Below are 7,489 nucleotides of genomic sequence, written 5' to 3' on the forward strand. Positions count from 1 at the left end.
TGTTGCTCTGCTTTTGATCTGGCTTTTGATCTTGATCTCAGGCGCCCCGTTAAACCACGATGGCCGCAGGCAGGTATTGCGCAGTGGGCACCCCGGCATGGATGCCGGGGTAGCCGCGACACGGCCAGGGATGGCCGATCGCGGCGGGCCCACGGAGCAATGCCTGACTGCGGGCATGCCGAGCCTAGGCGAGGCACCGAGTGGTGGGGCAAGAGCCCTTTTGGTTACTTTTGGGGCTCTTTTCCAAAAGTGACCCGCTGTAAGAGCGGAACCAATAGCCGCCATAACCGCAGCAACGGATATGTACACAAACCCAGAAGGTTGTGCAGATACCTATGCCGCTGACCCACCGCCATCGCGGTCAAGCCCGCTCCCACCGCGACCCGGGCGAAGCAGAAAAACCCCGGCCACATCACACATCAAATGTCGAAGCTGCCTTATACCCACTCAAGGCTGGCAAGGATCGGTCTTGTTCAACAAATTCCCCGTCGAATACCACACACGCTGCGCCGCCGGCCCCAGGTCCAGCGCCACCGGCGCATCCGCACGCCCCTCCAGCAAGGTCGGATAGACCCCAGGTTTGAGCGGCGACTGACACACAATCGGCAACGACTGCACCGTGGTGAAATTCAAATCCACCGTAGACACCAATTGCGCCGCCGAAAACGGCGCCGGTGGCCCAGGCAGGGTGATGATTTCCTGGAAGTCCGGATCCTGGGCGATGTAGTGCGTCAGGTGCGCCTCATTACCCCGGCCAAACAGGGTGTACACCATCTGCTTGGGCCGCTCGATCCCCAGGTTGAACGGCCGGTAGATCACCACCGCCTCGACCGTCACCGGCACGTTGTCAAACAGCACCGGCCCCGGGGTGCCGCCGCCATCATTGGAGTAGCCGTCATAGATCGTCGCCTTGAACGCGGTCACTTCGCCGGCCTTGAGTTGGGGCAGGGTGAAGGTGTCGTTATCGACATTGATCAGGTTATACGGCTTGCTCGGGTTGGCCGCGCGCAGGGCCTGGTACTTGGCCATTACGTCAGCCGGCAGGCTGGCCTGCAGGACGATCTGGTACATGTGCTTTTCCGTGGTGAACATCGGCATGTGCACCAGGAACAGGGTCTGCGATCCGACCATGAACATGCCGTGGTTGCCCGGTGCATCGGCATCGGCGCCGTTGTTCAGGGCGTGCAGTTCATGGGCCGAATGGGCAAAGGCCTGGGGGGCGAGGGCCATTGACAGGGTGAGCAGCAGGGTGGCGAGGGAGCGTTTCATGGTTGGCCGTCCTTGAGGGTTTCGAAGGCATGTACGCGTTTGATCAGGCTTGTATGTTTGGCCGAATCGGCGTTGTTGAACAGGAACGAGAAGTCCGAGGCCAGGGTGGCGCTGCCGGCAATGGTCGCTTGCTGATGGCAGTCATTGCAGTTCATGCCCTGGACGTAGGTCTCCAGGGTGGTATTGGCCACGGGTACGTTGCTGTCGCTGATAAAAGCACCGTAGGACAGGGGAACCTTCGCATTCGGGCCCGGCTCGGGGTCGGGCGGCGTCGGGGCGGTGATCCACAGTACATTGATCAGCTTGTAGTACTGGAACACCGACTGGCCGTTGGTCTGTTGGGCGAAGCTTGCCTGCACTGCGCCGTTGAGCGCCTGCATGTCCGACGACAGTGGGTGTTCGCGGGTGGTCTGCACCGGTTGGTCCCGTGGATAGGGTTCGGTGCATTCGCGATCCGGGTGGTGCTGTTTGCACTGGATGCGCGCCACGTTCGGCGTACACACATCGGGGCCGCCGGTGCAGTTGGGATTGTTGAAGGTGTAGCCGTCCGGGGGCAGCTGTTGCGCGGGCACCTGGCCCGGTTCCGGTACGTTGTCCACGTGCTCGAAGGTGGTCCAGATAAAGTTCGGTGAGCTCTGGGTCTTGTTGATGATATGCAGGCCCACCAGGCCCACCACCTGTTGGGTGCATTGCAGGGTGGCGGGGTTCTTGAGCCAGGCCACAGTGGTCAGGTAGCGCCCGTAGAGCTGGGGCTGGCCGGTGAGGATGCGCCAGGCGGCCTTGAGTTCCAGGGCGCCCAGTTGTTCCTGGGGTAGCGGGGTGGTGGGCATCGAGCGCATCAGCTCACCGGCGGGCAGCGACAGGCCGGCTGGGTGTTTGCCATCGCTGTTTTGCGCGACGATCAGTTGATTGGCGGCATCGTACAGACCGTTGTCGACGATGTAGTCGAACTCGGCCTTGCCCACCTTGCGTTCGAAATACACCAGGTTGCCGGTCTGGTCCGTGAGCCAGCCACCGGCGGCTTCCATGATCGGGTCGGGAATCGACGCCAGGGTGCCGCTGGACAAGTGGAAGCGATGCTTGGCGTTGGTCGCGCTTTCCGAGGTGGCATTCATGAATTTACGCGCCCCTACCGACAGGGCCTGGAGGCTGTCCTGGCTGCTGCAATTGGGCGGCACCAGGGTTTGCACCCCCCAACCGCTGGGCTTGGGTGCACCGGGCAGGAAAATCTCATTGGCGTCTTTGTAGCTGGCCCATACCGGCGCCACGCTCATGGGCTGCCCGGCGGTGGTGGGCACGCCGAATTGCGCGACGGTGATGGTTCTGTTCGGCTCGCCCGCCAGGCTGGCATTGGCCGGCCAGCCGGGGTCCACCGGCCAGTTCAGGGCGATGAACAATTGCCAGCCAAAGCAATTCATAAAGCTCTGGCCGGTGGTGTTGAAGTTGTTGACCGGCATAAACCCGCCGCTCTTGGGGTTGAACACCAGTTGCTGCTGGACGCAGTTATCGGCATCGGACGCGTGGGCCAAGGGCAGGATAAACAGTGACAGCAGGGTGCTGACCAGCAGCAGACGACTCAAGCGAAACCTGGACATCATCGCGCTCCTTGCACAAATGAGGGGGCTTGTTGTGGCGAGGGGCTTGCCCCCTCGCCACAGGGGGGGGCTTAGGTGGATGGCACCAGCGCCAGCCCGGATTCCCACGGGTGGTCCGCCGCGCTGACGTTATCCGCCTCGCCCGGGTTGAGCGCGCGTACCGTCACCAGTCCCGGCGCCGCGTTCGCCGCGACGCTGATGGTCATGATGTAACCCTGGGTGCCGCCCGCGTTGGTCTGGCCGGGAATGGCCGAGGCGTCGGGCATGAACTTCGTGACCTGTGCCGTCACCCCGGGATTGCTGAACTGGATCCTCGCCGTGGCGGCGGTGGTCTGCAGATCGGCGCCTTGCACCACCAGGACAAACTGCCCGCTGCTGCCAGGGGCCAGCCAGGCCGGCAGGTCGGTAGGCGACTGGCCGTAGAACAGGTCCAGCGGCAATAACTGCACCGGCCAGGGTTGCAGGCCATTGACCCGGTCTTGTACGCAAGGAGACGGCGCCGCCGTGGTGCTCGGCATGACGGTCACACTCAGGCCCACCAGCAGTTGCTGGGCAATCACCCACACATAGTCCACGGCCTGGCCGTTGATGGTGATGTCATTGATCGAGAACCCCGCGCTTTGCGGCACCTCGAACACCGCCTGGAGGATCTGGTCGGAGCCGTTGATCGCCGATTTGGCGGTGCCGCGGGTAATGCGCCAGTACTGACTCACATCCTGGCCCTGCGGGCCTTTCCACGCGCTGAAGTTGGTCGGTTGCTGCAGGTACAGGGCGATGGGATTGGTCAGGGAGATACGGTTGCTGATGGCCGCCTCATTGGCCGCAAAACCGATATGCGGGTCGGAGTTGCGATAGTTCTGCCCATATTGCGCGCAGCAGATCAGCGACTGAGGGTTCTGGCTACTTTTCAGGGGCCGCATGATCGTGGCCGCCGCCGCCAGGTACACCTCGGCGCTGAGGGTGTTGGGGCCGGACGTCAGGTGCATCGCGCCGCCGAACTGGCCGGGCGTACAGGCGGTGCCGGCGTTCCATTTGTTGACAGTGTCGTAGGCGGGCAGGCCCGTGGTCGGGTCAATCACCGGATCCCCGGCATTGCCGGTCGGGCAGTTGGTGGCGTAGCGCAGGTAGAGGTCTTCGAGTTGGACGTTCGGGTCTATGTAGTCGCGATACAGCCCCAGCACGGCATTCGGGTCGATGCGCCACATGGCCAGGAAGTACGCCGGGTTTTCGCTGGTGAAGGTGATTTTGCGCATGTCGCCATTGGCATCGCGAACAATCGACCACTCGCAATACTCGTCCAGCCAGCCCCTTGGGCCCGAGGGTGAGAAGTCCTTGTACTTGCCGTTCCAGTCGATACTCGGGCAACGGGTCACCGGCAGTTGCAGCAGGGTGCCTTTCTTGTCCGGGTCGTACAGGGTGTACAGGGTGTCGTTGATGGTGATCTGGCCATTGTCGGTCAGCTCCATGACCTGTTGCAGGGTCATGGCCTTGCCGCCCAGTTGCGGAATCACCGCCGTGCCGTTGCTATAAAAAAACGTCCACAGCCGGTTGGGAAAGGGTTGCCAGGTAATCGCCGGCGGGGTGGTGTCGCCATAGCCCTCGACCAGCGGGTTGTAATAGCCCGAGCGTGGCGCGTCGTACAGGCCCGACCATGGGTTGCCGATGATCGCCGCTTCGGTCCAGCCGGTGACGTCGTTGTTCCAGTCGGTTTCAAATTGCGGCAACTGGTCTTCCAGGCCCAGCTTGTTGTAGTCCTTTGGCGCTTGCCCGGCGGGGGAGGTGAATTGCTTGAAGGGCGTGCTCATGTCAGATCTCCATGGGGGGTAGAAACGGAGCAGCAACCGGCACTCGGGGGAGGGTCGGCAACGGTCTGGCGCGGGTCGTCCCACACCAGTTGGGCGATAAAGCCAGGCAGCGGCGCATACTCTTGCGGCGCCAATACCCGGCCACTATCGAGATGGGTGACCAGCAGGCTCAACTGCAGCTCGTCCGTGGGGCCAAGGTGCAATGCCGTGACACTGCGCGCGGCATTCAGCGCGCGGCACACGCCATGGGGGATGCAGCGCCCCTTGTCATCCACCAGGCCCATGCCGATCCGGCTGAAGCGCCCGACGTAGTGCGGGTTCTCAGCGCTGACCTGCTGGGGCGTGGCGTCGGCCTGGTTGAGGAAAACGTCGATCAGGTAGGTGTCGTGGGTGCAGCGCACATGGTCGAACACTACCCACGGGCCGCTGGCCTGGGCCTGCTCCTGGGCAGGCGCGGCACTGTGCGGGCAGCACGCTTTTGCGCTGGCGCGTCGTGCACCGAACGGCGGCGCCACCGGGGTGCCGTAGTCGTAGCCGATGTGCCGGCTGTCCTGGGCCATATCGCCCAGGGTGGTGTAGCGCCAGGCATCGGCACTGGTGAACGTGACCGTCTCGGCCTGGCTGCCGGCAAACGGCTGGAGCAGGCACTGGGTGGTGTACTGCGCCGCCGGGTTGGCGCGGATCCAGACCTCCAGCACGCGGTCGATATTGGCGTGGTAAGAGCAGAACAGTGGGTCAAACGCGGTGTAGGCGTTATCGGCCATATCGCCGCCGATCCAGCCGTGGTAGTTGTCGTGGGGCTGCTCGTACAGGCCATCGAAATTCAGTGTGCGATTGGGGTACAACTCGTCTTTTTGCGGCGGATCGAACTCGGTGATATTGGCCCAGGGATACCCCGGCACGCCCTGGGGCTGGCTGAAGGTCTTGAACGTCAAGGCATCCACCACCTGCTGCTGGAAAATCCGGCTCATGCCATACAACTGGGTGCGTTTGAGGCGTTGTGAGTCGCCCTGGGTGTAGAACAGCGGGTTGCGTTGCACAAAGCGGCAGTCCACACCCTCGACATTGCCCGAGGCACACACCTTCGAGCGCCCATCCTTGGCCGCCGCATAGCGCAATGGGTTGGGCCGTACTTCGCCGCTGCGGGGGTGCACATAGGTTTCATCGAGAAACGCCTGGGGCAAACCGGCCTGGGGGCTGCCATCGACACTGGCGTCTTCGGCCATCCAGTCCCAGTACGGGATCGGGTAGTCAATCAAGGCCTCCAGGTACAGCAGGTAAGCGCGATGCCACAGGGCAAAGGCCTCCTGATAATGCAGGCACCAGTTGCTGTGGATATAGGCATAGCGCTGCCACGGCGAGCCACTGTCCGGGTTGCCGATCTGCATCACGTCATCGAGCCGCGCGCGGTACAGGTCCAGTTGCTCCTGGCTCAACGCGCGGATGTCCTGGCGCACGCGCCTGACCGGGTGCGGCAGGTCTGGCGGCGGGATGCGCTCGGCGATATCGAACGGCGAAAAACTGTTCAGGCGCCAGCCCTGGTTGACCCACAACCGGAAGGTTTCCAGGGCGTCGATCGGCCAGAACTGCCGGTCATCCAGGGTCAGCGGCATGTTGCGTGAGGCCAGGTGCTGGTAGATGGTTTCGGACCAGGTCTTGACCGAATCGGGGTCTTCCAGGAACACGTCGTAGGCATTCATGCAACGCACCCACGAGCCTGCGACCTGGCCGCGCTCGGCGGGCGGTATCCAGTAAGGCGCGGTGAAAAGCCCTTGGATATCAGCGGTCCATGTCGGTTTCGCAACTATCATAAGATCCCTCTCACGCCGCCCCATGCTGGATCTTTCGGGGCTGCTAAGCTGGAATTGATAGTAACGGGCCACTGTGCAGTGATTTGTGCAAATTGGCCGCCCGTTACGGCGGATTCATTGCAGTTTTCTCAAGGAAGAAGTGGAAATAATGACAGACGCCATGGATTTGAAAATTCTCGGCAAATTGCAGAAGGATTGTACCCAGAGCCTGGACCTGCTCAGCGACAGCGTGGGGCTGTCCTCGACCAGTTGTTACCGGCGTATCCGGCGCCTGGAGAGCGTGGGGATCATCAAGGCGAAAGTCGCGGTGCTGGATGAAAAAAAGCTGGGGATCCAGGTCACGGCGTTCTTTTTGATCAAGCTCGACAAGGACAGCAACGACATTGATCGCAAGATGCAACACATCCTGGCCACCCGCCCGGAGATTCAGGACTGCTACCTGATGACCGGGGAGTTCGATTTTGTGATGGTGGCCAAGTTTCGCGATGCCACGGAGTACACCGAATATATCTATCGGTTTCTCGACACTTACCGTGATATTCCGATTCGCACTTATTCGTCGACGCTGGTGGTGCGTACGGTGAAGAAGTCTTATGAGCTGCCGCTGCAGGGTGTGCAGCATTTGCCTTCGGATCTGTAGACGCGCGGTTTGTGGCATAGGTATTTACACAACTCTTTCGTGGTTGTTGGGGGGTGTGTACATATCCGTTGCTGCGGTCATGGCGGCTATTGGTTCCGCTCTTACAGCGGGTCACTTTCGAAGAGCGCGAAAGTAACCAAAGCGCTTTTGCCCCACCACTCGGTGCCTCGCCTAGGCTCGGCATGCCCGCAGTCAGGCATTGCTCCGTGGGCCCGCCGCGATCGGCCATCCCTGGCCGTGTCGCGGCTACCCCGGCATCCATGCCGGGGTGCCCACTGCGCAATGCCTGCCTGCGGCCATCGTGGTTTAACGGGGCGCCTAAGATCAAGATCAAAAGCCAGATCAAAAGCAGAGCAACAGCAACAGCAA

The 7,489-nt window shown here is 62.0% G+C and carries 5 protein-coding genes; 1 reads left to right on the forward strand and 4 read right to left on the reverse strand.

Annotation, left to right across the window (positions count from 1 at the left end):
• Nucleotides 1-447 precede the first annotated feature (447 nt).
• From HBO24_RS29190 to HBO24_RS29205, 4 genes are all read right to left on the reverse strand, one after another.
• Nucleotides 448-1,269, reverse strand: coding sequence for a hypothetical protein (locus HBO24_RS29190; protein WP_170060831.1), 822 nt, complete (start codon nt 1,267-1,269; stop codon nt 448-450).
• Nucleotides 1,266-2,864 carry a hypothetical protein gene (locus tag HBO24_RS29195; protein ID WP_170060832.1) on the reverse strand — a complete coding sequence of 533 codons (1,599 nt, stop codon included), beginning with the start codon at nt 2,862-2,864 and terminating at the stop codon, nt 1,266-1,268. Before HBO24_RS29195 ends, HBO24_RS29190 begins: the two co-directional genes overlap by 4 nt.
• Before the next feature lie 71 nt (nt 2,865-2,935).
• Complete coding sequence (locus HBO24_RS29200) at nt 2,936-4,669, reverse strand: hypothetical protein (protein ID WP_057959146.1); 1,734 nt, start codon at nt 4,667-4,669, stop codon at nt 2,936-2,938.
• Nucleotides 4,666-6,480: a tyrosinase family protein gene (locus tag HBO24_RS29205; RefSeq protein ID WP_170060833.1), complete on the reverse strand. Its 1,815-nt coding sequence runs from the start codon at nt 6,478-6,480 to the stop codon at nt 4,666-4,668. Before HBO24_RS29205 ends, HBO24_RS29200 begins: the two co-directional genes overlap by 4 nt.
• Nucleotides 6,481-6,640: 160 nt before the next feature.
• Between HBO24_RS29205 and HBO24_RS29210 the strand changes: the two genes are divergently transcribed.
• On the forward strand, nt 6,641-7,120 hold the full coding sequence (locus HBO24_RS29210; RefSeq protein ID WP_115127985.1) for an Lrp/AsnC family transcriptional regulator: 480 nt from the start codon (nt 6,641-6,643) through the stop codon (nt 7,118-7,120).
• Nucleotides 7,121-7,489 lie beyond the last annotated feature (369 nt).

The organism is Pseudomonas sp. WS 5410, from assembly GCF_012985645.1.
GTDB classification, from domain to species: Bacteria; Pseudomonadota; Gammaproteobacteria; order Pseudomonadales; family Pseudomonadaceae; genus Aquipseudomonas; species Aquipseudomonas shahriarae.

Coding starts and splice junctions, on each gene's coding strand:
- HBO24_RS29210 (WP_115127985.1), top strand. CDS start 6,641: ATGGATTTGAAAATTCTCGGCAAATTGCAGAAGGATTGTACCCAGAGC.
- HBO24_RS29200 (WP_057959146.1), bottom strand. CDS start 4,669: ATGAGCACGCCCTTCAAGCAATTCACCTCCCCCGCCGGGCAAGCGCCA.
- HBO24_RS29205 (WP_170060833.1), bottom strand. CDS start 6,480: ATGATAGTTGCGAAACCGACATGGACCGCTGATATCCAAGGGCTTTTC.
- HBO24_RS29190 (WP_170060831.1), bottom strand. CDS start 1,269: ATGAAACGCTCCCTCGCCACCCTGCTGCTCACCCTGTCAATGGCCCTC.
- HBO24_RS29195 (WP_170060832.1), bottom strand. CDS start 2,864: ATGTCCAGGTTTCGCTTGAGTCGTCTGCTGCTGGTCAGCACCCTGCTG.